Source organism: Corynebacterium sp. ACRQP, assembly GCF_022345915.1.
Lineage (GTDB): Bacteria > Actinomycetota > Actinomycetes > Mycobacteriales > Mycobacteriaceae > Corynebacterium > Corynebacterium lehmanniae.
On record NZ_JAKRMZ010000019.1, the window covers coordinates 33,998 to 57,166 of the forward strand.

Annotated in this window: 21 protein-coding genes and 1 pseudogene; 12 read left to right on the forward strand and 10 right to left on the reverse strand. The window is 65.2% G+C overall.

The annotated features are described in order from the left end of the window. Positions 1–279 precede the first annotated feature (279 nt). From MHY23_RS08595 to MHY23_RS08605, 3 genes are all read left to right on the forward strand, one after another. The gene (locus MHY23_RS08595; RefSeq protein WP_239307190.1) at positions 280–2,031 is read left to right on the forward strand and encodes an IS3 family transposase; all 1,752 of its coding nucleotides are present in this window, start codon (positions 280–282) and stop codon (positions 2,029–2,031) included. 539 nt (positions 2,032–2,570) lie between these two features. After that, positions 2,571–3,515: a hypothetical protein gene (locus MHY23_RS08600; RefSeq protein WP_181889321.1), complete on the forward strand. Its 945-nt coding sequence runs from the start codon at positions 2,571–2,573 to the stop codon at positions 3,513–3,515. A 78-nt stretch (positions 3,516–3,593) separates the two neighbouring features. Beyond that, a complete protein-coding gene (locus tag MHY23_RS08605) occupies positions 3,594–4,706 on the forward strand; it encodes an MFS transporter (protein WP_255711198.1) in 1,113 nt (370 codons plus the stop codon). Here MHY23_RS08605 and MHY23_RS08610 read toward each other — a convergent pair. Genes MHY23_RS08610 through MHY23_RS08620 form a run of 3 tightly spaced genes read right to left on the reverse strand, consistent with a single transcriptional unit; the run spans position 4,616 to position 6,751 of the window. Then, positions 4,616–5,122: a hypothetical protein gene (locus MHY23_RS08610; RefSeq protein WP_239307192.1), complete on the reverse strand. Its 507-nt coding sequence runs from the start codon at positions 5,120–5,122 to the stop codon at positions 4,616–4,618. The genes MHY23_RS08605 and MHY23_RS08610 overlap by 91 nt on opposite strands. Before the next feature lie 10 nt (positions 5,123–5,132). Beyond that, complete coding sequence (locus tag MHY23_RS08615; protein WP_239307193.1) at positions 5,133–5,774, reverse strand: ABC transporter ATP-binding protein; 642 nt, start codon at positions 5,772–5,774, stop codon at positions 5,133–5,135. After that, positions 5,774–6,751: an ABC transporter permease gene (locus MHY23_RS08620; RefSeq protein ID WP_239307194.1), complete on the reverse strand. Its 978-nt coding sequence runs from the start codon at positions 6,749–6,751 to the stop codon at positions 5,774–5,776. The genes MHY23_RS08615 and MHY23_RS08620 overlap by 1 nt, the downstream gene beginning before the upstream one ends. A 91-nt stretch (positions 6,752–6,842) precedes the next feature. On the opposite strand from MHY23_RS08620, the gene MHY23_RS08625 reads away from it, so the two are divergent. The 5 genes from MHY23_RS08625 to MHY23_RS08645 all read left to right on the forward strand — a co-directional run bounded on the left by MHY23_RS08625 (position 6,843) and on the right by MHY23_RS08645 (position 11,943). Beyond that, the gene (locus MHY23_RS08625; protein WP_239307195.1) at positions 6,843–7,979 is read left to right on the forward strand and encodes a sensor histidine kinase; all 1,137 of its coding nucleotides are present in this window, start codon (positions 6,843–6,845) and stop codon (positions 7,977–7,979) included. Further along, the gene (locus tag MHY23_RS08630; protein WP_239307196.1) at positions 7,976–8,578 is read left to right on the forward strand and encodes a response regulator transcription factor; all 603 of its coding nucleotides are present in this window, start codon (positions 7,976–7,978) and stop codon (positions 8,576–8,578) included. Before MHY23_RS08625 ends, MHY23_RS08630 begins: the two co-directional genes overlap by 4 nt. A gap of 10 nt (positions 8,579–8,588) precedes the next feature. Next, positions 8,589–9,131: a pirin-like C-terminal cupin domain-containing protein gene (locus tag MHY23_RS08635; protein WP_181889327.1), complete on the forward strand. Its 543-nt coding sequence runs from the start codon at positions 8,589–8,591 to the stop codon at positions 9,129–9,131. An 86-nt stretch (positions 9,132–9,217) separates the two neighbouring features. Next, positions 9,218–10,642 carry a C4-dicarboxylate transporter DcuC gene (dcuC, locus tag MHY23_RS08640; protein ID WP_239307197.1) on the forward strand — a complete coding sequence of 475 codons (1,425 nt, stop codon included), beginning with the start codon at positions 9,218–9,220 and terminating at the stop codon, positions 10,640–10,642. A 17-nt stretch (positions 10,643–10,659) separates the two neighbouring features. Beyond that, complete coding sequence (locus MHY23_RS08645; protein ID WP_239307198.1) at positions 10,660–11,943, forward strand: plasmid pRiA4b ORF-3 family protein; 1,284 nt, start codon at positions 10,660–10,662, stop codon at positions 11,941–11,943. Positions 11,944–12,141: 198 nt separating this feature from the next. On the opposite strand, the gene MHY23_RS08650 is transcribed toward MHY23_RS08645, so the two are convergent. Genes MHY23_RS08650 through MHY23_RS08660 form a run of 3 tightly spaced genes read right to left on the reverse strand, consistent with a single transcriptional unit; the run spans position 12,142 to position 13,321 of the window. Further along, complete coding sequence (locus MHY23_RS08650) at positions 12,142–12,456, reverse strand: DUF202 domain-containing protein (protein WP_255713993.1); 315 nt, start codon at positions 12,454–12,456, stop codon at positions 12,142–12,144. Further along, positions 12,453–12,818, reverse strand: coding sequence for a YidH family protein (locus MHY23_RS08655; protein ID WP_239307200.1), 366 nt, complete (start codon positions 12,816–12,818; stop codon positions 12,453–12,455). The genes MHY23_RS08650 and MHY23_RS08655 overlap by 4 nt, the downstream gene beginning before the upstream one ends. After that, positions 12,815–13,321, reverse strand: coding sequence for a VanZ family protein (locus tag MHY23_RS08660; RefSeq protein ID WP_239307201.1), 507 nt, complete (start codon positions 13,319–13,321; stop codon positions 12,815–12,817). Before MHY23_RS08660 ends, MHY23_RS08655 begins: the two co-directional genes overlap by 4 nt. 35 nt (positions 13,322–13,356) lie before the next feature. Here MHY23_RS08660 and MHY23_RS08665 point away from each other — a divergent pair, with 35 nt between their 5' ends. Further along, a complete protein-coding gene (locus MHY23_RS08665) occupies positions 13,357–14,295 on the forward strand; it encodes an acryloyl-CoA reductase (RefSeq protein ID WP_239307202.1) in 939 nt (312 codons plus the stop codon). Here MHY23_RS08665 and MHY23_RS08670 read toward each other — a convergent pair. Both MHY23_RS08670 and leuS read right to left on the reverse strand, forming a co-directional pair. Next, positions 14,285–15,307: a hypothetical protein gene (locus MHY23_RS08670; protein ID WP_239307203.1), complete on the reverse strand. Its 1,023-nt coding sequence runs from the start codon at positions 15,305–15,307 to the stop codon at positions 14,285–14,287. The two genes, MHY23_RS08665 and MHY23_RS08670, sit on opposite strands and share 11 nt — an antisense overlap. A gap of 368 nt (positions 15,308–15,675) precedes the next feature. After that, the gene (leuS, locus tag MHY23_RS08675; RefSeq protein WP_239307204.1) at positions 15,676–18,504 is read right to left on the reverse strand and encodes a leucine--tRNA ligase; all 2,829 of its coding nucleotides are present in this window, start codon (positions 18,502–18,504) and stop codon (positions 15,676–15,678) included. Positions 18,505–18,845: 341 nt separating this feature from the next. Between leuS and MHY23_RS08680 the strand changes: the two genes are divergently transcribed. Continuing rightward, complete coding sequence (locus MHY23_RS08680; RefSeq protein WP_239307205.1) at positions 18,846–19,247, forward strand: DUF488 family protein; 402 nt, start codon at positions 18,846–18,848, stop codon at positions 19,245–19,247. Between the two features lie 18 nt (positions 19,248–19,265). On the opposite strand, the gene MHY23_RS08685 is transcribed toward MHY23_RS08680, so the two are convergent. Then, a complete protein-coding gene (locus MHY23_RS08685) occupies positions 19,266–20,585 on the reverse strand; it encodes an amino acid permease (RefSeq protein WP_239307206.1) in 1,320 nt (439 codons plus the stop codon). A 171-nt stretch (positions 20,586–20,756) separates the two neighbouring features. Here MHY23_RS08685 and MHY23_RS08690 point away from each other — a divergent pair, with 171 nt between their 5' ends. Beyond that, a complete protein-coding gene (locus tag MHY23_RS08690) occupies positions 20,757–21,209 on the forward strand; it encodes a hypothetical protein (RefSeq protein WP_239307207.1) in 453 nt (150 codons plus the stop codon). Here MHY23_RS08690 and MHY23_RS08695 read toward each other — a convergent pair. After that, positions 21,206–21,373, reverse strand: coding sequence for a hypothetical protein (locus tag MHY23_RS08695; RefSeq protein ID WP_239307208.1), 168 nt, complete (start codon positions 21,371–21,373; stop codon positions 21,206–21,208). The two genes, MHY23_RS08690 and MHY23_RS08695, sit on opposite strands and share 4 nt — an antisense overlap. A 328-nt stretch (positions 21,374–21,701) precedes the next feature. Here MHY23_RS08695 and istA point away from each other — a divergent pair. Then, a pseudogene (istA, locus tag MHY23_RS08700) lies at positions 21,702–22,592 on the forward strand (IS21 family transposase); the annotation flags it as partial. Between the last annotated feature and the right edge of the window lie 577 nt (positions 22,593–23,169).

Genomic DNA, 23,169 nt, shown 5'->3' on the forward strand with positions numbered 1-23,169 from the left:
TGCGGAGTTGTGGAGTCCGCAAGCTCAGCACCGATGACACCAGCATCGAAACCGCCATCCGCGCCTTGCTCCTCAAATCGTTTGTCCGCAACCAATAGTTGGCCCACCTCCAGTTGTCCGCACTGCGGAGTTGCGGAGTCCGCAAGCTCGAGCAAAAGCACCGCACAGATGCTGTGACCGCCCGCCCCATAGCCGCGGATCCAGCTATCAGGACCTCGACAATCGTCGTTTGGGAGCGCGGACAAAAAGTTGGAGTGTTGGGGGCTGGAAGGTATTCCGATGCCCGCAGGGTTTCCATCTGATATCCGCGATGGTGCGGTTGAGAGGTTTTTGGCTGGGTCGTCTGCCCGTGAGGTCTGCGACTGGGCTGAAGACGTATGTGGTCGCCGACCGTCGGTGGCCACGGTCGGCAACTGGGTTGCAGCCAGACGTCGCGGCCAGTTGTTTGATGGCACGCGACGCGCCTACGACGCTGAGACCATCGCGAAGGTTGTCGCACGCAGGTTGACCTCGCAGGCGACAGTGCGTGACATCGCTGTAGAGTTCGATGTCCACGACACCGCGGCGCTGACCTGGACGAAGCGGTATTGGCCAGACGATGACGAACGTGATTCGGCAGCGTCGATGACGTTCGACGAGGCGTTTGCGGTGACAATGGAGCGTGTGAGCAAACACCGCAAAGTCCAACGCAACCATCAGCAGCAGCGAGTCGATGAGGCAGCCGATGCGAAAAGGCCACCCCGGCCGGTCAACGAGTGGCTGCCAGGGCCTGGGCCGATAGACGATATCGCTGATTTACCCAGTGACATGGACGAGCTGAAAAAGCTCGTTGTTGAGATGCGCGACCGGGAAACGGTCAAAGACGCCATTATCCACGTGCTCATGAGCGATGGTGAGCCACGGGGAAAAGACAACGTCCGCGACGGTGAGTCGCGGGGAAAAGACGACGTCCGTGACGGTGAGCTGTCCACCGCGGCGAAAGCCGCTGTGGTGGTTGCCCTCACGGACGCCCACGGGTTTTCCATCGCTCGAGCATGCGCGGTTGTCGGGATTGCGCAGTCGACGTTTTACTACCACCGACACAAACACACGCAGGTAGTGCAACAGCGCGAACAGCGCCACGCTGCACTCAAACCGCTGATCTTGCAGGCAGCCGCCGAATCCGGGCAAAGCTACGGCTACCGGCGCATCCACGCCTGGCTGAAGATCATGGGGCATACGGTGTCGGAAAAGATCGTGCGCACCCTCATGAAAGAGCTTGGGTGCCGCCCACCGGCGAAGGCGTCTGGCAAGTACTCCTCCTACACCGGTGAAACCGACCACAAACCGGCAAACCTGCTGCTGATCACCCCACCCGACAGCAGCGACGGGGATGCGGATTCGGATGTGGCCCGGCCGGTTGTTGCACCGTCGCAGTATTTCATCGACCACGCCGACACTCAGGGGCTGACCCACGATTTCCACGCGGATGCCCCGTGGGAGAAAATCGGCACCGACGTCACCGAAATCCACTGCCCAGACGGCAAACTATTCCTGTCGGCAGCGATCGATTTCTACGACGGGATGCCGATTGCGGTCACCATGTCGACGTCGCCGAATCACGACCTGGTCGCTGAAATGATCGCGCGAATCGACGAGGTCAAACCAGACGGTGCGCAACCGATTATCCATTCCGATCGTGGTGGGCTCTACCGCAGTGAACGCTGGGTCAGTCTGATTACCGACCACACCCACAACATCTTGGATTGCCCCGACTGCGAGGCCGATACATGGTGCGGCAACCGGTGGCGCTACATCCCGTCACTGTCACGCAAGGCCACCAGCGGCGACAACGCGCGCACCGAAGGCTTCTTCGGCACGATGAAACAAGAACTGCTCAAAGGCAGGCCTGTGGTGTCAACGATGACGGTGGCGCAGATGCGCGACTATATTGACACCTACATCGACTTCTACATCCACAGACGATTGAAGTCGACACTCGGCGACGGCTACACCACCATCGCCGAACACCGACAAGCACTGAGTGCATAACAACGAGACAAAGTCCCCCAAACGCACTCCAAAAATTTGTCCGCATCCCCTTTTATGCCGAATAGCTGGAACCTTGTAGCTGGGAACAGCCGACTGGACCTCGGCCCCCACAGTAGCCGGGCCCCCGGCTGCCGCCCCCTTGACCCGACCAGCTACCGCAAACAGCAGAAACCGCAAAAGAGAACGCCCCCCCGACAGCCACCCCAGACGCATAAAAAACGTCGATACCTTTGAATTACAAGCGTGTAACTTACCCACTGACAAGCGCAAATGCCCCTTAAAGGGCGTATCAAACCCCAAAACTTACCTTTTATTTTGCTTAGAAAGTTGAGTTAACGTTCCGGTAACCTGCACTTTCCCCGAATTTAAACGGGTCGAGCCGTTTAAGAGAGCCACGTCACCCCTCTCTCGGATACTGAAATGTTGTTCCTCTGCGCTACGCTATCGGTATGTTAAAAAATCGGAGGATAGCAGCGCTCACATGCGCAGTCGCAACTGCAGCGGCCGCGTTTGTCGTGCCTTCCGCCGGTGCAGCTACCGTGGGCGAACCCAGCGATGGCGTGTGCTCGCTGAAGGTGAATGACGCTGAACGTAAGTACATTGATTCGCTCGACCGCAGTGTCGGCGTCGGCGCATCTGATGAGCGGGCCCGCTGGGCGTCCGCGTTTGAGCAGTTGTACCCGGCTGCTCCGGACACCGTCGCACCGTTTTTGGAGTTGTTCACCGGCTCGTACGTGACCTACTTCAACAGCAACCTTGAGGCCAACATCGAGAACTGGGCTCAGCGAGTCGCTGAGGACACTGGGGCGGACATCGATTCTTCCCGCGCGTACTTCACGCAGGTGTGGAATTCGGCGGCGGTCAGCGACCACCAGGCGTTCGACATGACCAAGTACTGGAACATCATTGATACCGCTGTGAGCAACGGCGAGATCACTGTGCCGGCTCGCGACGGCTTCGCGGAGTTCGCGTTGATCCCGGACCGCGAGGGGCTGGTTGAGCAGCAGTCTCGCGATTACCCGGCCATGCCGAAGGACCAGGTCGAGGCGTGGGTTGATGCGTATGAGCAGCTGCCGGACGTGAAGCAGGCTCGTCGTGTGGCAAGGTTGATGGTGGCGTTCGAGGAGGCTCGTCAGACTTGTGCCAAAGGTGGCGGCAACGCACTGCTGCCTACCGACGGCCCGAACCCGGACGCCCCGACCACCACACCGACGACAAGCACCAACGCGGTTCCGAGTGGGCAGGAAGGCAAGAGCAGGGACACAGTGACTCACACGGTCACCAACGGCAACGTCACCACTTCGGTGACCACCGACACTTTGACCAGCCTGACCGTATCCCAGACCACCCACAGGACTGAGCAGACCATGGAAGCCGCGTCCGGCGGCTCTTCCGCGAGCACGGGTACGATCATCGGTGTGATCGTGGCGATCCTGGTGGCCCTTGGCGCCGCAGGCGCAGCGTTTGCGCTGTCTGACCAGTAGCCGTATCTTGGCTCGGTGCGAAACACGCAGCAATCTCCGCAGCAAGCAGCGAAGTTCCCCGTCGTCCCGCTGACGGCGATGAGCTTCGCTGCTTTCGTGTACGTCACGTTCGAGATGTTCGCCATCGGCCTGATTTCTCCGATGGCGCGGGACCTGAACGTCTCTGAGGGCCAGATTGGCCTGCTCATGAGCGTCTACGCCGGTCTGGTCGCGGTAGTGACCATTCCGCTGATGCACGTCACGCGGAAGGTGAACAGGCGCTACCTGCTCATCGCCACCCTGGTTTTCCTGCTGGGCGGCATTGTCCTGCAGGCCACGGCCACGAGCTACGCCACGCTGGTGGCGGGGCGTGTGACGGCGGCGTTTACCCACGGGTTGTTCTGGTCGCTGGTCAACCCGGTCGCCGCGCGTATTGCGCCGCCGGGGCAGATGGGCAAGGCGGTGGCTGCGGTGTCGTTCGGGTCCACCCTGTCGATGGTGGTCGGCTCGCCGCTGACCACGGCGATGGGCTCGGCGATCGGCTGGCGCGCTTCCACCTGGGTGCTCGGCGCCGCGGTGGTAGGCGCACTGGTCATGATGGTGATTTCCCTGCCCAGCCTGCCCGCGAAGCCGCCGGCCCAGCAGGCTGACGCGCAGGCGACGAAGTCGGCCATTCCGTCTCTGGTCATCTACCTAGTGCTGGCCGTGATGGCGATCTTTGTCACCTTTACGTACCTGGCCCTGCTCATTGAGGCCACGGCCGGCCACCAGTTCGTGCCCTACGGCGTGGCGCTGTACGGCATCGCGGGCCTGGTCGGCGTGACCCTGTCCGGCCGCCTGGTGGATGCGCGCATGATCCGCCTCAACGGCATCGCCACTGCCACGCTGGTGGCCTCCGGCATCGCGGGCCTGCTCGCGCTGCACTACAACACGGGGATCGGCATGTTCGCGGTGATCGTAGTCTTCGGCATCGCCGCGGGCGCGCTGCCCACGGTGGCCACAACGATCTTCCTGTTCGCCGGCCAGCGCAACCAGGATCTGGCCAGCTCGGTGTACGTGGTCACGTTCCAGGTGGGCATCGCCTCCGGCTCGGCGCTGGGCGCCGCCACCGTGGACCTGGGCTACTTGGGCGGCACGCTGCTGTCGACGGCGGTGCTCGGCGCGTTGGCGTTTACCGTCATGGCCACCCGTTCGCGGTCCCTCCTGCGGTAGCGCGCGGGTTCCACGAACCGCCCGGCGGCCTCCAGCTCCAGGTAGCCGCGCAGAAACTCCGCGGTCTCGCCGGCGACAAACGTGCGCTGGCCCCACTCGGGCACGCGGAAGGTGCCGTGCGGCACGCGCACGAGGTCGCGGCCGCGCAGCATCGTCGCGCCGATTTCCTGCAGCGAGGTCACGATGAACGCCTCGCCCACCGCGTACGCGACCACGTTGCGGTCGAAAGCGCGCAGCTTATCGACGGCGCTCCGCCCCGCCAGCCAGTAGCCATCGCCGGCCACGAGGGCGTCGTCACGCAATTGCGGAAGAGTGCGCACCTGGGGTCCGCACGACGAAAGTCCCGCCCTGCGCTCGATTTCCCTGGCCAGCAGGGCGGGGTCGAGCGGGGCGGGGCCGGGAGCACAGTAGAACACGCGCGCCAGTTTAGGCGTAGGCGGGGGCGTTGACGCCGAGTTCGAAGACTTCGTCGCTGCTCTCGATCAGCGACCGGTCGTGGGTGACAAAACCGCAGGCGATGTTTCGCTCGGTGGTGAGCTGGCGCAGAAGTGTCACGATCTCCTGGGAGCGGTCGGCGTCGAGGGCGGCGGTGGGCTCGTCCGCAAGCAAGAGCGACGGCTCGCCCATGAGCGCACGCGCGATGCCCACGCGCTGGCGCTGGCCGCCGGACATCTCGCCGATGCGGCGGTCGCCCAGACCCTCAAGGCCGACGGTGGCCAAAAGCTCCTCCGCCCTCTCCTTCCGGGGACGAAGCCCCCGAATATGGTCGGTGACCAGCAGCTGGTCCCGCACGTTCAGCGCGGCGATGAGGTTTGCCTGCTGGAAGATCATGCCGATCTTGTCGCGGCGCACGTCGTTGTCCACGATCTGGCCGTTGAGCTTCGCGGTGCCGGAGTCCGGCTGAATCAGGCCGGCCGCCACGGAGAGCAGGGTGGACTTGCCGGAGCCGGACTCGCCCACGATGAAGGTCATCTCGCCGGGCTTGGCGGTGAACTCCAGGTGGTCCAGCACGGTGCGCATTTCCTGGCCGTCCTTGAATGCGACGGTGACATCGTTGAGTTCGAGCATTATGCGACACCTCCAAGAGCCGCCTGAGGGTTAACTTTCGTGATGTTGCGGGTGGCGATCAGGGCGCCGACCATGCCCAGGGCCCAGATGGCCACCGGGGGAGCGACCGCCGTGAGCGCGGTCAGGGAGAACGGGGCGCCGCCCTGCATGAGCAGGCCGAGGCCGAACGCGAGCACGCCGCCGATCAGCGCGCCGAGCCCCAAAATCACCGCGGCCTGGCCGAGGGCGTCCTTGAGCAGGTAGGAGTTGGACGCGCCGATGGCCTTCAGGATGGCCAGGTCGCGGGTGCGCTGCATCGTCCACACGGTGAGGAAGGCGATGATCACCAGCGCGGCGATGGCGTAGAGGAAGCCCTGGATGAGCTTCAGCGAGCCCTGCTCCGAGGAGTAGGCCGGCAGGCCGTCAAAGGCCTCCTTCAGGCTCACTCGGCCGTCGACGTCGTGGTCCGCCAGCAGCACCGAGCCGTCAGCGTCGGTGTGCATCGCCGCCTGCCAGAACTCCGTGGGCACCCACAGGACGGGGGAGTGGGAGAACGCGAGGTCCTCGCCAATCGCGCCGACGGTGATGTCGTTGCCGGCGACGGTCACGGTCTCGCCCTCGCCGACGTCGAGGGAGGGTGCGGCCACGGCTTCGTCGGAAAGCTTCTGGCCCCCGGGAAGCTCGGTGCCCTCCGGCAGCGACAGGATGGCCACGGCAGCGTCCTCGCCATTGCCCTTGGTCATAAGCATCTGGCTGGCGCCGAGCGGGGTGAGCCCGTCGCGCGCCTCGACGCGGGAGGTGGTGAACGAGATGTCTTCCGGGTCCTGGAAGACCACGGACTTCGGATCCAGCGCCTCCAGCGCGGAGGTGTTCTGCTTGCCCAAGCCGGCGGTCAGGCCCGTGAGCACGACCACCAGCAGCGTAATCAGCGCCACGGTGCCTGCGATCAGCCCGAAGCGCCCCTTGGCTGACGTGATTTCTCTGATTCCTACGAACATGGCTTTGATCCTGCCGTCGACCTGCACCTTCATACATCGCGCGGGCGGTTGAAATCCCGGTCAACCGATCGGTTGATCTACGCTCAGACGCATGTTGTCCACCACCCGCCTGCTGGATTTTCTGCGCGTGAGCCTGCACGTGCTCGTCGCCGTGCTACTTGCGGTGGGGCTCGTGGGGCAGTTGCGTAGCGACGCGCCGGTGACCGCCCTCGCCCTGCCCCTGGCGTTCGCCTGCGTGTACATGGCCGGCACCGTCTGGCACTTCCACGGCAGGGACTACCCGGCGTGGGCGCCGTACGCGTGGCTCGCGGTGGTGGCAGCGCTGTGGGTGGGACTGGTGCAGATGTCCGAGGAGTTCGTGTGGCTGGAGTTCCCGCTGGTCATGCTGGCCTGCGTGCTGCTGCCCGCGTGGTGGGAGCTCGCGGCCGCGGCGGCGTTTTTGGCCGTGGCGCTTTCCGCCACCGCACCGGGCGGCGGGCCCGGCGCGGTCATCGGCCCCACCATCGGCACCGTGCTGGCGGTGATCATCGTGCACGCCTACCAGGCGCTGCGCGCGGAGGCGGACCACTACCGGCAGATGGCCGAGGACCTCAAGGCCGCCCAGCGTGAGGCCGCGAAGGCCGAGCACGCGGCGGGCGTGGCGGAGGAGCGCGCCCGCCTGGCGCGCGAGGTGCACGACACCATGGCGCAGGGCTTGAGCTCCATCGTGCTGCTGGGCCGGGCGATGGACAAGCAGCTCGATGAAGGCGACCCGGCACGCGAGACGCTGGACGTGATCCGCTCCACCGCCTCCGACAACCTGGCGGAGGCGCGCCGCTTCGTCGCGGAGAACTCCGCGCAGCCGCAGGCCCCGAAGCGCGAGACGCTGCCGGTGCGCCTTGAGCGCCTGGCGCGCCACGCCCAGGACCGCCAGCGCGCGCTCGGCGAGCAGCTCGAGGTCCGCGTCCAGGCCGTCGACCTGCCGGAACCGTGCGCGTCGGTGGCGGAGCGCGTCGTGCGCGAGGGCTTGAGCAACATCGTGCGCCACGCGGGTGCCTCGTCGGCGGTGGTGACCGTCGATAGGCTTGGTGCGACCGCAACCATCGACGTCTTCGACAACGGCCGCGGCATCACCGGGCCCGAGGGCTACGGCCTGAAGGGGCTGCGGGCGCGGGTGGAGGAGGTCGGCGGCGAGCTCACGGTGGAAGGCAACGTCCTCGCCGCAACCCTGCCTGTGGAGGAGAAATGACGCTGAACGTCATGCTTATCGACGACCATCCGGTCGTCCGCGCCGGCCTGCGCGCCGTCCTCAATTCCTTCGACGGCGTGGAAGTCGTCGCCGAGGCCGCCGACGGCAACGCCGAGGTGCCCGAGGGGGTGGACGTGGTGGTCTCCGACATCCAGATGCCCGGCGCGGACGGCATCGCGCTGACGCGCCGCCTGGTCGCCGCCGGCGGGCCGCCGGTGTTGATCCTGACCACCTACGACACCCAGGCGGACGTGGTCGCCGCGGTGGAGGCAGGGGCCATGGGCTACCTGCTCAAGGACGCGCCGGAAGATGAGCTGTACGAGGCGGTGCGGAGCGCGTCGCAAGGCAAGAGGGTGCTCTCCCCGCAGGTGGCCAACGTGCTGGCGGACCGGCTGGTCAACCCGGCCGAGGCGCTGTCCGCGCGCGAGATTGAGCTGCTGCGCGCGGTGCAGACCGGCGCCTCCAACAAGGAAATCGCCCAGCAACTGTTCATCTCGCAGGCGACCGTGAAGACGCACCTGATCCACATTTATTCCAAACTCGGGGTGGACAACCGCACCGCCGCTGTGGAGGAAGCCCGGCAGCGCCGGATCATATAAGCTTGCCACCATGTCATTCATTGAGCTGAACGCGGGCCCCTGGCGCGGGGTCGCATTCCTCAGGGGCCTCGGCGGCCCCGACGACACCCCCGCAGGCTGCAAATCCTTCGCATGGCGGCACGACGGCACCGCGCGCCTCGGCGGCGTGCTCGAGCGCGCGCAGGTGCAGGTGCTTATCGACGCTGAAGCGGTCCCCGACAAGATCCAGCGCGCCCAACCGGACGCGTTTGGCCTGCGCAGCGTGACCACCGAATCCGCGGGCGAGGCCTTCGTCTTCGCCGGGCGCATGTTCGGCCGCACCGGTGCGGTGGAAACCGACGAGCCCTGCGTGGCAGCGCAGCTGACCATCGCGCCGGAGACCGAACTGGCGGTCACGGTCTACGAGGAGTTCGAGTACGCCGTGGTCGCCCCCGACGGGGACATCACCGTGAACAACACCCCGGTGCCGCCGCACTCCGCCGGCATGCTGGACGCCGGCCACCGCACCCTGGGGCTGAAGAACCGCTCCGAGAACATCGCTCACGTGCTCATCCTGGGCGGGCAGCCGGCTTAGCGTTTGCGGCGGGTTTTCGCCGAGAGATTTGCCACACCTTACGCATTCGCCCAGCGGGGTGTGGTTTCGCACTGCATAATCGCAGCGTGCTTTATATTTTCTTTGCCATTCTCGCCGTCATTGCCGTCGGCTACTTCATTGCCAAGAAGGTCCACGCGGCCTCCTCCATTTTCGCTGTCGGCGTGCTGCTGCTGATGATCGCCGCAGCCACCGGGCGCATTGACCACTCCACCGCGGACATCGAGTCCTCCGGCAACGCGTTCTACGACGAGCTGCTGATCATCGAGTCCCTGTTCAAGTCCCGCTTCGCCGGCACCGGCATGGCGATCATGGTGCTGTTCGGCTTCGTCGGCTACATGCGCCACATCGGCGCCGACGCCAAGACGGTGGTGGCGCTGTCCAGCCCGCTGCGCCGCTTCCACGGCTCCTACTGGCTCGTGCCCATCGGGTTTGCCGTCGCTACGCTGTTGTCCTTCGTCGTGCCTTCTGCCAGTGCGTTGTCGCTGCTGCTCGTGGCCACGCTGATGCCGGCGCTGATCGCCGCGGGGCTGACGCCGCTGACCGTCGGCGCGATCGTGGCCACCGCCTCCACCATCGCGCCGTCGCCGCTGGAGGCCGGCCTGATCCAGGGCGCGGAGCTGACCGGCATGACCGTCACCGAGTTCACCTTCGGCAACGTGGCCAAAGCCACCATCCCCGCGCTGGTGGTCATCGCGTTTGTGCACATGTGGTGGCAGCGCCACTGCGACAAGAAAGACCTGGTCAAGTCCGGTGCCGGCGCGTCGGACGCCGAGCTTGAGGCGGCCAAGGACAGCGAGTCCGAGCGCCGCATCCGCGAAGCCGTCGAGCGCGCCGAGGGCCTGCCCGGCTTCTACGCCATCCTGCCGCTTCTGCCGCTGCTGTTGATCATCGTCTCCGCCGCCTTGAACCGCCTGGGCGTGGTTTCCTTCGAGGCCGGCATCCTGCCGGTGACCGTGGTCTCGCTGATGGTGACCATGATCATCGAGGCCATCCGCCTGCGCGACGTCAACTACGCCACCGACTCCCTCCAGGAGTTCTTCAAGGGCCTCGGCGAGGGCGCGGCCGGCGTGGTCTCCCTGATCGTCGCCGCGGCCATCCTGGTGGAGGGCATCACGCAGATGGGCGTGATCGAGGCCCTGACCAACCTGGCTCAGGCATCCTCCGGCGCCGCCGTGCTGATGGTGCTGGTGTTCGTGCTGGCCACCGCCGCGATGGCGCTGCTCACCGGCTCCGGCGTGGCGCCCTACTTCGCGTTCTCCGAGATGGTGCCCGGCATCGCCGCCGATTCCGCCGTGTCCGCCCCGCAGATGCTCACCTCCATCTGGGCCGCCTCCAACACCATGCGCCAGGCCTCCCCGGTCAACGCCGCAGTGCTCATCGTCGCCGGTGCGCTGCAGGTCAACCCGATCGACGTGGTCCGCCGCACCGCCGTGCCGCTCGCCGCGGGCGCGGTGACTGCCGTCGTGTGCGCCTTCCTGTTCGTGGTCTAGTCCGTAAGGTTGCCGGTATGACCGTTTCAGTGCTCATGATCGTCGAAGGCACCTCGCCCGAAATCTCCCGCTGCGTCAACGTCGAGGAGACCATGACGCTCGGCGAACTCTCCCAGATCATCGACGCCTCCCTCGGCTTCACCGGCGCCGCCACCCACCTCTATGTCAGCCAGGAGGGCACGCAGCGCTCCGTCTTTACTGCGGCCCCCGGCCCCGGCGAGCACCCGGAAAGCGAGCTCACGGTCGCCGAGATGCGCCCCATGAACTACGTCTACGACCCGGCGGCCAACTGGAACGTCCACGTCGAGGTCTTAGGCCCCTCCAACATCGAGGGCCCTACGCCCATGCTTATCGACGCTGCCGGGCCCGACGTCGTCGAAGCCTGCTCGGGCCCAGAGCTGATGACCACCTTCCGCCACCAGGCGCGCCTGCTGGCCGCCGGCATCGAACCGGACTTGGAGACCATCACCCTGATGTTCTCCTACCTTCCCGTCATGCCGCCGGAGCGGATGCTCGACCGCATGACGCAGGCCGACCCGGTGTCCGTGGCCACCCGAATCGGCAACGTCGCCGAGGAGATGTTCTTCGACGAGGTCGCCGCCGCCGACGAGCACGGCGACGGCCCCGGCCTGGCCCAGCACTTCGACGACTTCCTCCAGTCCCGCCCCGACCTGCTCCAGATCATCGACATGGACCCGCACCCGGAGCGCAACCCCACCATGATCAACGCCGTGACCGAGTTCTTCGGCGACATGCTGGGCGGGCCGGACGGGGTAGACGTTCCCGACGTGCCGGGCTCCTTCGACGACTCCCTCGAACTCACCGGAGTAGTGGCAAAACTGTTGGAGCTTTTCACCGAGGGGGTCGCCCTGGAGCAGGGGATCCTGCCGCTCAGCACTGCGCAGGCAATCACCCACATCACTGAGATACCGTTTGCCGACGACGTCTCGGACGTGCTTGTCGAGTCTGGCCTGTTGAAAAAGCGCAGCGGCACCGTCACCCTCACTAAAGCAGGTAAAGAATACCTAGACAGCGATTTCCGCACGTCGTTCTTCAGCGTAAATTTCCGTCGCCTGTTCGAAGCGGTGGTGGGACGGGAGGACTGGGATGCAACGATCGAATGGTTCATCGGGGACGGTGGCGCCGCACCGCCGGAATCAATGGACTTCCTAATCCCCTGGCTTTACGCCTTCAGCGTTGTCGAGGAAATCCAGCCCGGGCGTTCCGCCCTTACCGCCGAAGGTCGTGAAATGATGCACGAGCATCGGGAGTTTTATCAACGAGGAAAACGCTACCGCTAGCCGCCCCCACTTCTCCCTCGTGGAATTAATTCACTAGCAGATGAACCAATCCCCGACACCGGACTCCGTGACCTGGGGAAAGTGAACAAATCAACCCTGCCAGGGAAACTAATTCACCCGCAGGCCGGTGGGCAGTGAACAAATTCCCAGCGGCGGGGCAGCGGCGGGGCAGCGGCGGGGCGGCGGAAGCCAGCCCCCTCACCCCACTACCAGGTATAGCCCCAGCCCGCCGGTGCCGAGCATCATCGCGGTCAGCAGAAACACGGCTGCGGCGTTGGGTGCGCTGCGCTCGTTGGCAAGCGCGGAGGCCTCGAAGCGGTACCCCCGCCGGTTCAGCGCCACGATCACCAGCGCGCCCGCCGCCAGCGCCACCGACGCCACCACGATCAGCGCCGGATAGGAACCCGCCCACCGCAGCAACGTCGCCGCGCAGACGAGCATGGCCAGCGCGGTGCGGGTCCAGCTCATGGCGGTGCGTTCGGCCTGCAGGCCGGGGTCGGCGACGGCGATCATGCGAGCAGGCTCACCGCCACAACCACCGCCGCGACGAACACCACCACGCACAAGACGGGGATGATGGCGGGGGCGGGCAGGGGCTCGTCGTGACGCAAAGCTCTCTCGATGCGCACCCACCGCACCGCCGCACCTGCGGAAATGGCCATGGCTATCAGGATGACAGCGGCGGCAGCGACCTTGCGCACGCCGGGTTCGATGCCGGGCAGCTCGAACGCCTCGAGCGCGATCCCGCCGGCCAGAAACGCCAGCGCGGTGCGGGTCCAGGCGAGGAAGGTGCGCTCGTTGGCCAGGGTGAATCGCGGGTCGGGCTCCCCGCCATCGGGGAAGACCCGCCTGGTAAACCATCCGCGCTCGCTCATGCGCTCAACCCTAGCGCCGCCCACACGGTGAGCACGACCGCGCCGGCCGCGGCGATGCACCACAGCACCGTTGCGCGATTGCTTCTCGACGTCCCTCCGGCCAACCCCGCACCCAGCGCCGCACCGGCGACGTTGCAGAGCACGTCGTCAGTATCGCTGTAGCCCCACGCGAACACATACTGTGCGACCTCGATGCCCAGGCTGCACACCAACCCGACCAGCACCGCGCGGGCCACCGAGCCGCGGTACGCGATGAAGCCGACCGGGGTAAACAGCGCGATGTTGCCGAACAGGTTCAGCCACGGCCCCCACCACACGCGCGCGTACTCGAAGGTCTCCAGCGGGTTCAGGCGGACCTGACTGAGCTGGTGCGCCTCCGCCGACCACAGCCCCGGGATGGAAACGAACGCCTTGCCCACCGTAAACGCGAGCACGACCAGGACAGTCACGACCACCGCCGCGGCGTGGGCGGCGGCGTTGTTGGCTTTGCTCGCTGTTTTCACCCGCCCCACCGTAGTGTCGGCCTATGCTGGCGGCCATGAACAGCAGCTTGATTGTCACTGAAAACGGCCCGGAGATCGTCGAGACGCAGGACGCCTACGCGGGCGAGGGCGACACCCTGATCAACGTGAGCCACTCGTCGGTGAACTACAAGGACGCGATGGCGCTGTCCGGCAACCGCGGCATCCTGCGCGAACTGCCGACGGTGCCGGGCATCGACGCGGTGGGCACCCTCGAGGACGGCACGCTGGTCACCGTCAACGGCCGCGGCATCGGTGAGCGCCGCCACGGCGGCTACACCCCGCAGATGCGTATCGACGCTAAAGACATCACCCGCGTGCCCGAGCGCTTCTCCGCGTTCGAGGCGGCCGCGATCGGCACCGCGGGCTACACCGCCGCACTTTCGGTCGCGGGTCTGGAACGCGTCGCACTTTCGCCTGTCGACGGCCCCGTGCTCGTCACCGGCGCCACCGGCGGCGTCGGATCCATCGCGGTGCAGCTCCTGGCGGCGCGGGGGTATGAGGTGTGGGCGTTGACTGGGCGCGTCGATAAGCATGGCGCCTGGCTGAAGGAGCTCGGCGCCGCTGAGGTTGTGGACCGCGCCGAGTTCGCCGAGGCCGGCAAGCCGCTGCAGAAGGCTCGCCTGGCCGGCGTGGTGGACACCGTCGGCTCCACCGTGCTGGCCAACGCGCTGTCGCAGCTGCAGTGGGGCGGCGTGGCCACCGCATGCGGCATGGCCGCCGGCAACGACCTACCGGCCAGCGTCCTGCCGTTCATCCTGCGCGGGGTGCAGCTGGTGGGCATCAACTCCGTCGACGCGCCGAATGAGCTTCGCGACGAGGCGTGGTCGCTCCTCGACGAGTCCGTAGACACCAACGCCATCCGCACCGAAGAAGTCGGATTGGACGGCGTTGAAGAAGTTGGGCGTTCGCTGCTCGATGGTGGGTGGAGCGGACGCGCCGTCGTTACGCTGTAGCTTCCTTGGGCACCGGACCGCCGGAAATCTGGCGGTACGCGTGCGCCGCGGCCAGCATGGTGCCGGGCATCGTGACAATCAGGCCGACGAAAAACAGCGCCGCACCAACGATGTTGATCAACCCGGCGAGCACCACGAAGCCCAGGATCTTCAGGTAATTCGACGCGCCAGCCTTGAAACCGGCGGAAATAGCGTTGCCGAACGAGCCGTTATTATCCGCCGCGTACCACGCCTGGAACATGAAAAACGGCATGACCAGCAAGCCAATCACACCCATGACAGCCAATGCGCCCAGAATCGGACGCAACAGGTTCCACATCTCCTCCGGGGTGACATCCTCAGCGTTGTCCGGCAGCGTGGTCGGATCGATGGTGCTCAGCGCGCCGAACGCGAGCACCATGAGCAGGATCATGGAGACAATAAAGGCCAGCACGCCGAGCAGCGCCGTCACGCCCAGCGTCTTGCCGTACGCCGGCGCCTTCGCGTCGTTGTACGTGAACTGCTTCACCAGCGTCTGCTGCAACGCCACGCCAACCATCCACGGCGCGAGCAGCAGCATGCCGATCGAGCCGATGGCTGCACCCGGGCCCGGCAAAAACAGGCCCAGCACCGCGAGCACCGTGTAGGCCACGCCCAGCGGGATCCACAGCTTGGCGTTGGCGAACAGCGCCTTGCCGCCCCAGCTCAGCGCCTCCATGACCTCGAGCTTGCCGGTGCCCTTCACGTGGAACCAGCCGTTCGACGCCGGGTCGTTGATCGGGTGCGGGGACACGCCGTCGCCGGGGGCGTTGTCAGTGAGCTGCTGGCCGTGGAAGCGCAACGCGGAGGCGCCGGCCATCGACGCCGCCGAGTTCACCTCGAACGCGTCGTAGGTGCTTTCGGTGTTCGGGCTGCTGTAGGCCGGGTAGTCGCCGGCCCGGTCGCCGGTGCCGCCGGTGCCGTTTTCCGGGTGGCTGCCTTCCGGGTGCTCCGGGTACGGCTCGTACCCGCCGCCGTTATAAGGGGTGGACATGTGTTTATCCTTCGTGTTGGTGGGTAACTTTCACTCGGGATGTTATCAGTCACACCAGCCACAGACCCGGGCGGCGGGCGGGTTTTGGGCGGCCGGGTGTCTGACAGATCACGGCAGCCGTTTGCGCCGACCTGGGGGTTTAAGGGCAGCCTGACAGATTCAGCCGCGATGTGTCGGCGCCGGTGCGGAATGGTGCGGAATGGTTCATCGCCGAGTGAACAACCCCGCAGCGGGCTCCGCGCGACCTGGGGAAAGTGAACTATCCGACCGCCCAAAGGAAACTAATTCACTGGGAGGCATCTGGCGAGTGAACTATCTTGCACCCGCCGCGCAGGCACCCGCCGCGAAGCCCCACGCCCCGCAGACCCCTACTTCACCACCAGGTTGACCATGCGGCCGGGGATGGCGATGACCTTGACCACGTTCTTCCCGGCGACCAGGTCGGCCACGCGCTCGTCGGCAAGTGCTGCGGCCTCGAGGTCGTCCTTGGAGGCGTCGGTGGCGACGTCGATGCGCGCCTTGACCTTGCCATTGATTTGGACGGGCACTTCCACGGTGTCGTCGACAAGCCATTGCTCCTCGAACTCCGGGAACGGTTCGAACGTGATGGTCTCGGAGTGGCCCAGCACCGACCAGAGCTCTTCGGCGATGTGGGGTGCGAGCGGCGAGACCATTTGCACCAGCGGCTCGACGGCGGCGCGCGGCGCACCGTTCGGGTAGGTCTTGGTCAGGTAGTTGACGTACTCGATGAGTTTGGCGGCGACGGTGTTGTCCCGCAGGTGCTCGTAGTCGTCGCGCACGCCGGCGATGGTGCGGTGCAGGGCCTTGGAGTCCTCGTCCGAAAGCTCAGTGTCCACCACCGAAGTCTCACCGGTCGCCTCGTCCACCACCAGGCGCCACAACCGCTGCAGGAAGCGGTGCGCGCCGACGACGTCCTTGGTCGCCCACGGGCGGGAGGTGTCCAAAGGCCCCATGGACATCTCGTAAACGCGCAGGGTGTCGGCGCCGTACTCCTCCACGACATCGTCCGGCGCGACGGAGTTCTTCAGGGACTTGCCCATCTTGCCGTACTCGCGGTTGACCTCGGCGCCGTCGTAGAAGAACTTGCCGTCCTTTTCCTCCACCTCGGCGGCCGGCACGTACACGCCGCGCGAGTCGGTGTAGGCGTAGGCCTGGATGTAGCCCTGGTTGAACAGGCGGCGGTACGGCTCCTGGGAGGTGACAAAGCCGAGGTCAAACAGCACCTTGTGCCAGAAGCGGGCGTACAGCAGGTGCAGCACGGCGTGCTCCACGCCGCCGACGTAGAGGTCCACGCCGCCCGGATCATCGGCACCGTGCTCGTCGGGGCGCGGACCCGTCCAGTAGCGCTCGTTTTCGATGTCTACGAATGCTTCAGCGTTCGTCGGGTCGATGTAGCGCAGCTGGTACCAGGAGGAACCGGCCCACTGCGGCATCACATTCGTGTCGCGCCAGTACTTCTGCTTGCCGTGGCCCAGGTCCAGCTCCACCTCGACCCAGTCGGTCGCCTTCGCCAGCGGCGGGGCGGGTTCGGAGTCGGCGTCATCGGGGTCGAAGGCGATGGGGTTGTAGTCCTCCACCTCCGGCAGCTCCACCGGCAGCATGTCCTCGGGCAGCCCGTGCGCCTGACCATTCTCGTCGTAGACAATCGGGAACGGCTCGCCCCAGTAGCGCTGGCGCGCGAACAGCCAGTCGCGCAGCTTGTACTGGATCTTCTCGGAGCCCCTCTGCCTATCGACGAGCCAAAGGATCGCCCGCTCAATAGCCTCACCCTTGCCCAGGCCGTTGAGGTCGAGGCCGTCCTCGTTCGCGGAGTTGATGTGCTCCGCGTCGCCGGTGAACGCCGCCTCGGAGACATCGCCGTCCAGCACCGGGGTGATGGGCAATCTGAAGACGGTGGCGAACTCGTAGTCGCGCTCGTCGTGCGCCGGAACCGCCATGATGGCGCCGGTGCCGTAGCCGGTGAGCACGTAGTCGGCGATGAAGATCGGCACCTCCTCGCCGCTGACCGGGTTCACGGCATACGAGCCGAGGAACACGCCGGTCTTTTCCTTGTTCTCCTGGCGCTCCACGTCAGACTTCGCGGCGATCGAGCGCAGGTAGGCATCGACTGCCTCGCGCGGGGTGTCGGTGCCGCCGGTCCAGCGGCTGTCTACGTCGGAAGGGTAGGAGGCGGTGACCAGCTCGTCGACAAGCGGATGCTCCGGCGCAAGCACCACGTAGGACGCGCCGAAGAGCGTGTCCGGGCGGGTGGTGAAGACCGTGATGTCGCCGGCGGGGGAGGCGAAATGCACGTCCGCGCCGCGGGAACGGCCGATCCAGTTGCGCTGCATGCTCTTGACCTTTTCGGGCCATTCGAGCAGGTCAAGGTCGTCGAGCAGGCGGTCCGAGTAGTCGGTGATGCGCATCATCCACTGGCGCAGGCGCTTGCGGAAGACCGGGTAGTTGCCGCGCTCGGAGCGGCCCTCGGCGGTAACCTCCTCGTTGGCCAGCACCGTGCCCAGGCCCGGGCACCAGTTGACCATGGAGTCGGAGAGGTAGACCAGGCGGAACTCGTCGATAGCCTTGTGCTTCTCCGCGGTGGTCAGGTCGCGGAAGTTGTGGCCGTCCTTGGTCTTGCGGGCGCCGGACATGAGGTCCTTGACCAGGTCCTCGATCGGGCGTGCCTTCTGCAGCTCCTCGTCGAACCACGCGTTGTAAATCTGCAGGAAGATCCACTGCGTCCACTTATAAAACTCCGGGTCCGTGGTGGCCACGGAGCGGCGGGGGTCGTGGCCCAGGCCCAGCATGGCCAGCTGGCGGCGCATGTTCGCGATGTTCGCCTCGGTGGTCACGCGCGGATGCGTGCCCGTCTGGATGGCGTACTGCTCCGCGGGCAGGCCGAAGGCGTCGTAGCCCAGCGTGTGCAGCACGTTCTTGCCCAGCATGCGGTTGTAGCGCGCATAGACGTCCGTGGCGATGTAGCTCAGCGGGTGGCCCACGTGCAGGCCCGCGCCCGAGGGGTAGGGGAACATGTCCTGGACGTTGAGCTTGTCTGTGGGCAGCTCCTCGCCGGTGGCAAGGTCGCCGACCGGGTTCGGGGCATAAAACGTCTGGTTGTCGCGCCAGTACGCCTGCCACTTCTGCTCAATGGTGTTGGCCAGCTCGGCCGTATAGCGGTGCGGGGTCGCCTCAGTCATGGTTATGCAGTGTAGTTAAGGGCATTTGGATGCAGGCGCCCGGCGCGGGGTCCGGGGCGGAGCAGGTTCTGGGTGGGCTCTCGGTGGGGGCGGGTTCTAGGTGGTTTTGTACGAATCGACAATTCAGACGAGCGTCCAGATTTAACACCGCAGGTAGAGAGCTTATGCACTGTTTCGCATGTAAACTTTTACAAAATCACAGATCCTGCCGCTCGAGTTCCGGCAGTCTCGACCCACTTTTCGTTGGCAATTACCAATAGTTGGTCTACCCGAAATTGTCCGCAATGCGGAGTCCGCAACCGCGCCAACGTACCGCGAGCCACACCGCTATGGTCGCAAATATGCAGCTCTACACCATCGGCTACAGCAAGAAGACCGCGGAGGAGTTCTTCAACATCCTCCGGGACAATGGCGTGAAGCAGGTCGTGGATATCCGGCGGCACAACACAAACCAGCTCGCCGGCTTTACCAAGGAGTCGGATTTGCCGTGGTTCCTCGACACCATCGCGGGCATCGGCTACTCCCACGAGCTAGCACTCGCGCCCAGCGAGGACCTCATGCGCGCGTACCGCAAGGAGGGCTTGCCGTTCGACGAATTTGCAAAGCAATTGCGCGCCGAATATGCCAAGCGCACAATGCCCAAGCTTATCGACGGCTCCGCCCTCCTCTGCTCAGAGCCCGACCCCGGAGTTTGCCACCGCTCCGTGGCGGCGGAGTACCTCGCCGAGCACGGCGACTTCTAAGTCGTGCACCTCTAGGTTCTAGCCCGCGAACATCTGCCAGATGGCCACGCACATGATCACGATGCCCAGCACGAACACGAACCAGGTTTCCGGCTTGTTGGCGTAGCGCTGGTAGTCCTTGGCGTAGCGGAATAGCAGCATCGGCACGATGTACACCAGGAAGGTGATGAACACGCCGCCGACCACGGAGATGAGGTCCAGGATCGAAGGGTTGAGGATGCCGGCGATCACCGTGGTGACAAAAATGAAGACGTAGATGCCCCAGCGCAGCTTCTTCGGGTCCATACGCTCAGCGACGCCAGGGGCCACGGCACGCACCAGGTACGTGGTGCCTTCCTCGGCGCCCATGACGTGGCCGAAGTAGGACGACGCAATCGCGCAGAGGGCAACGATCGGGGAGAGGATCGCCAGGAACGGCGTGTGGGTCTCGTTGGCCAGGTAGGACAGCACGGGGATGTTCTGCTCACGGGCGGCGTCCATGCCGTCGGCACCCAGCGCCAGGGTGCAGGACCACACGAAGAACATGGTGAACACCACCAGCAGGCCGGTGGTGATGAGCTCGGTCTTCGCCACGGCCTTCTTGGTGGACTCCAGGTCATCCGGGTACTTCTTCTGCACGTCCAGGGCGAACTGGGACATCGCCGGCATGTGGTTGAAGGAGAACACGAACACCGGCAGGATCAGCAGCATCGCCTTCCAGAACGGCACGTCGGACTCGTAGGAGCGGAAGCTGGCCAGGTCCCACTGGGGGATGAGGTAGAACGACACCGCGGCCAGCGCGATGATCAGGGGGTAGACCAGCAGGTTCGCAAAGGCCAGGGTGGCCTTCTTGCCCAAGGCGTAGGCGCCGGTGAGCACGCCGACGCACAGGATGGCCATGAGCCAGCGCGGTACCTCGGGGCCATGGAGCTGATTGACCACGAAGCTGTCCATGGTGTTGGTGATACTCACGCCGTAGATGAGCACGATGGGGTAGATGGACAGCCAGTACATCAGGCCCGTCATCAGGCCGCGGTTGCGGCCGGCGAGCGCGGTGACCACCTGCAGCACGTCCAAGCCCTTGACCGGGGAGGCGGCCACGATGCGGGCGTAGGTGCGGTGCGAAAAGAACACCATCGGGCCGATGAACAGGGTGATCAGCAGTAGTGGGAGAAAGCCGAAGCTGCCTGCGTCGATGGGGAGGAACAGGATGCCGGCGCCGACGGCGGTGCCGAACAGTGTGATTGCCCAGGACAGGGTTCCGCCGTCGGGGACGGTGCCGGACCGGTTTTCCTCCACCTGCCGCTTGTCGGCGCCGGTGAGGTGGTCCAAATTGAACTCTTTGCCCGCTGTGGTCAAAGGTACTCCTTAACGTATGAGTGTTTTAAGCCACACTGAATCATAAGGCACCGCGACGCGCAGCAATAACTGGGGAGACCACGGGTGTACACCACGGCCTCTTGCGGACAGCCGTCCAGGCGCAGGATATATTGACTATTGTTGTTTCCCGCCCCTGAACAGGAGTTTCCCATGAAGAAGTTCACCGCCGCCGCGGTTGCCGCCACGATGGCCGTTTCCCTGGCGGCCGGCCCCGCAGACGCCGCGTCCAACACCATGGCCGGCAGCAAGAACACTCCGGTGTGCAAGCTTGAACTCGACAGCATCGGCTCCAAGAGCGTCACCCAGGAAATCGTGGCGGAGAAGGGAATCGAGGGCGTGGAGCTGAACAAGCTCACCGGCATCCAGCGCACCGCCGCGGTCGTCGGCGAGGCATTCGGTTCCACCGACACCGCGGCGCAGCAGAAGGCCAACAACGTCCAGGCTGTACAGGCGTGCCTGGACGGCGAGGACTACAAGTCCGAGCCGCTGGAGGCGGGCATCAAGGGCGGCATCATCGCCACCGTCGTGCTCGCGGTGCTGGGCCTGATCGCGAACTTCGCGCTGCAGTCCGGCGCACTCCAGCTGCCCAAGCTCAGCCGCTAGGCGCGCTGCGCCCACTGAACTACCGGGTCGAGCAGCGTCAGGTCCACACGGTCCGTGTCCCGGCCGTAGCTGTCCACCATCACCTGCTCGTCCTCGGTGCGCTCGCGCTTGAGCCGCAGCGCGCCCACCAGCGCCTTCATCGCCCACCGGTGTGCGGTGGTCACGATCAATCTCCGGCAGCGACTTGATGAAGCGCACGCCCGGGTGGGAGGGCCCGTGGACGGGGGAGAGGACGACGACAGGGCCGCCTGTGGCGTCGAGGGTGGCGGGCAGCTCGCGCGCGACCGTGCCGAGACGGGCGGCCAGCGCCTCGGCGTACTGACGGGTGGAGCCGTATGTTACGCGGTCGTATCTAGTAACACCGTGGTGAGTATCGAGTAACGCATTGGTGAGCATCCAGTAACAGTCCGGGGGAGGATTCTGGTGACCGCGTGACTTCAGGGCACGCGGCGTTACCAGAGGAGTCTGATTGTGACTGACTACCGGGCGGTAATGGATCAAGTGCTCAAAGGCTGGTCTGTCCGCCAAATCTGTTCGAGTCTGCGGTGCTCGCACACCACGGTGCAAAAAGCACGCGATGCGCTGGTGGAACACAACATCACAACCCGTGAGCAACTTCGTGGGGTTGCGGATCATGAGCTGGTGGACTGGTTCGTCGACGGGCGCAGCCATGCTCAGGGCGATTTCGTCCCGATCGATTTCGACGCTGTCGCCAAGGCACGCACCGGGCGCAACAAGGTGACCCTGCAGGTACTGTGGGGCCGCTACACCGCACAGCCTGCGGACCCAGGCCAGCGGTATTACAGCTACGAGCGGTTTCGCCAGCTTGTGGCCCAACACGTTGATGCAGCTGGGCTGACCGCCAGGATCACCCATGCCCCAGGCCATACGATGCAGGTGGACTGGGCAGGCACAAAGATGCGGCTGTGTGACCCCACCGGCGGGCAAGGATCGAAGGTCAGTATCTTTGTCGCCTCGCTGCCGTATTCAGGCATGGTGTTCGCCTGCGCGTGCGCGGATGAGCGCCAGGACGCATGGCTTGCAGCTCATATCCGCGCGTTTGAGTACTTCGGCGGGGTTGCCGAGGTCATCGTGCCAGATAACGCCTCGACAGCCTCGAACGCGATTAGTGCCGCGGACAAAAATCGTCGGGTCAACTCCACCTACGAGGAGTTTTTGGAGCACTACAACACCGCCGCATTGCCGGCTCGGGCGAAACGACCCAAAGACAAGGCCAGCGTCGAAGCCGCAGTCAAGATCGTCACCCAAAACGTCATCCACGCACTCGATGGCCACCAGTGCGTCGGGATAGACGAGCTCAACGCGAAAATCACCGCCCTGGTCGATGGGATCAACGCTGCCACGCCGTTTCGCGGCAATGCGACGAGCAGACGCGCATTGTTTGATCAGTTCGAACGCGACGTGCTCACCGCGCTGCCTGCAACACCGTGGCAGCGCACCGAATGGAAACGCGCCAAAGTCGCACCCAATTTCCACATCAGAGTGCACAACGCGCATTACTCGGTACCGCACCAGCTGGTGGGCCGCACCGTGGATGTGCGCATCACCGGTGACAGTCTCGCCGTCTTCGACGCCGGGCAGCGTGTGGCCAGACACCAACTCGCGCGTGCCCGCGGGGTGTATGTCACCGACACCGACCACATACCGGCGAACCTGGGTGATACCCGTGGGTTGTGGACAAGTGAGTACTTCCTGCGCGAAGCCTCCAAGATCGGGCCGGCCACCCGCCAGGTAATTGCCGAGCTCATCGAAGCTAAAGCGATCCCTGCCCAGGCGTACCAAGCGTGCCGCAACGTGCTCAACAGAGGGTGTCCGATTCTTTGTGTGCGGGGGTTTGGTTTACAAGTAGTCCGCGAATCGGTCGGGGTAAGCCACGGCTAGTTGGTTGATGGCTTGTTTCCACCCGGTGGCTTTCGCTCCTTCAATATAGCCGTTTCAA

What these genes read in the sequence shown, in the direction of transcription:
- MHY23_RS08595 (WP_239307190.1), top strand. Translation starts at nt 280, where the DNA reads ATGCCCGCAGGGTTTCCATCTGATATCCGCGATGGTGCGGTTGAGAGG.
- MHY23_RS08605 (WP_255711198.1), top strand. Translation starts at nt 3,594, where the DNA reads ATGAGCTTCGCTGCTTTCGTGTACGTCACGTTCGAGATGTTCGCCATC.
- MHY23_RS08615 (WP_239307193.1), bottom strand. Translation starts at nt 5,774, where the DNA reads ATGCTCGAACTCAACGATGTCACCGTCGCATTCAAGGACGGCCAGGAA.
- MHY23_RS08620 (WP_239307194.1), bottom strand. Translation starts at nt 6,751, where the DNA reads ATGTTCGTAGGAATCAGAGAAATCACGTCAGCCAAGGGGCGCTTCGGG.
- MHY23_RS08625 (WP_239307195.1), top strand. Translation starts at nt 6,843, where the DNA reads ATGTTGTCCACCACCCGCCTGCTGGATTTTCTGCGCGTGAGCCTGCAC.
- MHY23_RS08630 (WP_239307196.1), top strand. Translation starts at nt 7,976, where the DNA reads ATGACGCTGAACGTCATGCTTATCGACGACCATCCGGTCGTCCGCGCC.
- MHY23_RS08635 (WP_181889327.1), top strand. Translation starts at nt 8,589, where the DNA reads ATGTCATTCATTGAGCTGAACGCGGGCCCCTGGCGCGGGGTCGCATTC.
- MHY23_RS08645 (WP_239307198.1), top strand. Translation starts at nt 10,660, where the DNA reads ATGACCGTTTCAGTGCTCATGATCGTCGAAGGCACCTCGCCCGAAATC.
- MHY23_RS08650 (WP_255713993.1), bottom strand. Translation starts at nt 12,456, where the DNA reads ATGATCGCCGTCGCCGACCCCGGCCTGCAGGCCGAACGCACCGCCATG.
- MHY23_RS08655 (WP_239307200.1), bottom strand. Translation starts at nt 12,818, where the DNA reads ATGAGCGAGCGCGGATGGTTTACCAGGCGGGTCTTCCCCGATGGCGGG.
- MHY23_RS08665 (WP_239307202.1), top strand. Translation starts at nt 13,357, where the DNA reads ATGAACAGCAGCTTGATTGTCACTGAAAACGGCCCGGAGATCGTCGAG.
- MHY23_RS08670 (WP_239307203.1), bottom strand. Translation starts at nt 15,307, where the DNA reads ATGTCCACCCCTTATAACGGCGGCGGGTACGAGCCGTACCCGGAGCAC.
- leuS (WP_239307204.1), bottom strand. Translation starts at nt 18,504, where the DNA reads ATGACTGAGGCGACCCCGCACCGCTATACGGCCGAGCTGGCCAACACC.
- MHY23_RS08680 (WP_239307205.1), top strand. Translation starts at nt 18,846, where the DNA reads ATGCAGCTCTACACCATCGGCTACAGCAAGAAGACCGCGGAGGAGTTC.
- MHY23_RS08690 (WP_239307207.1), top strand. Translation starts at nt 20,757, where the DNA reads ATGAAGAAGTTCACCGCCGCCGCGGTTGCCGCCACGATGGCCGTTTCC.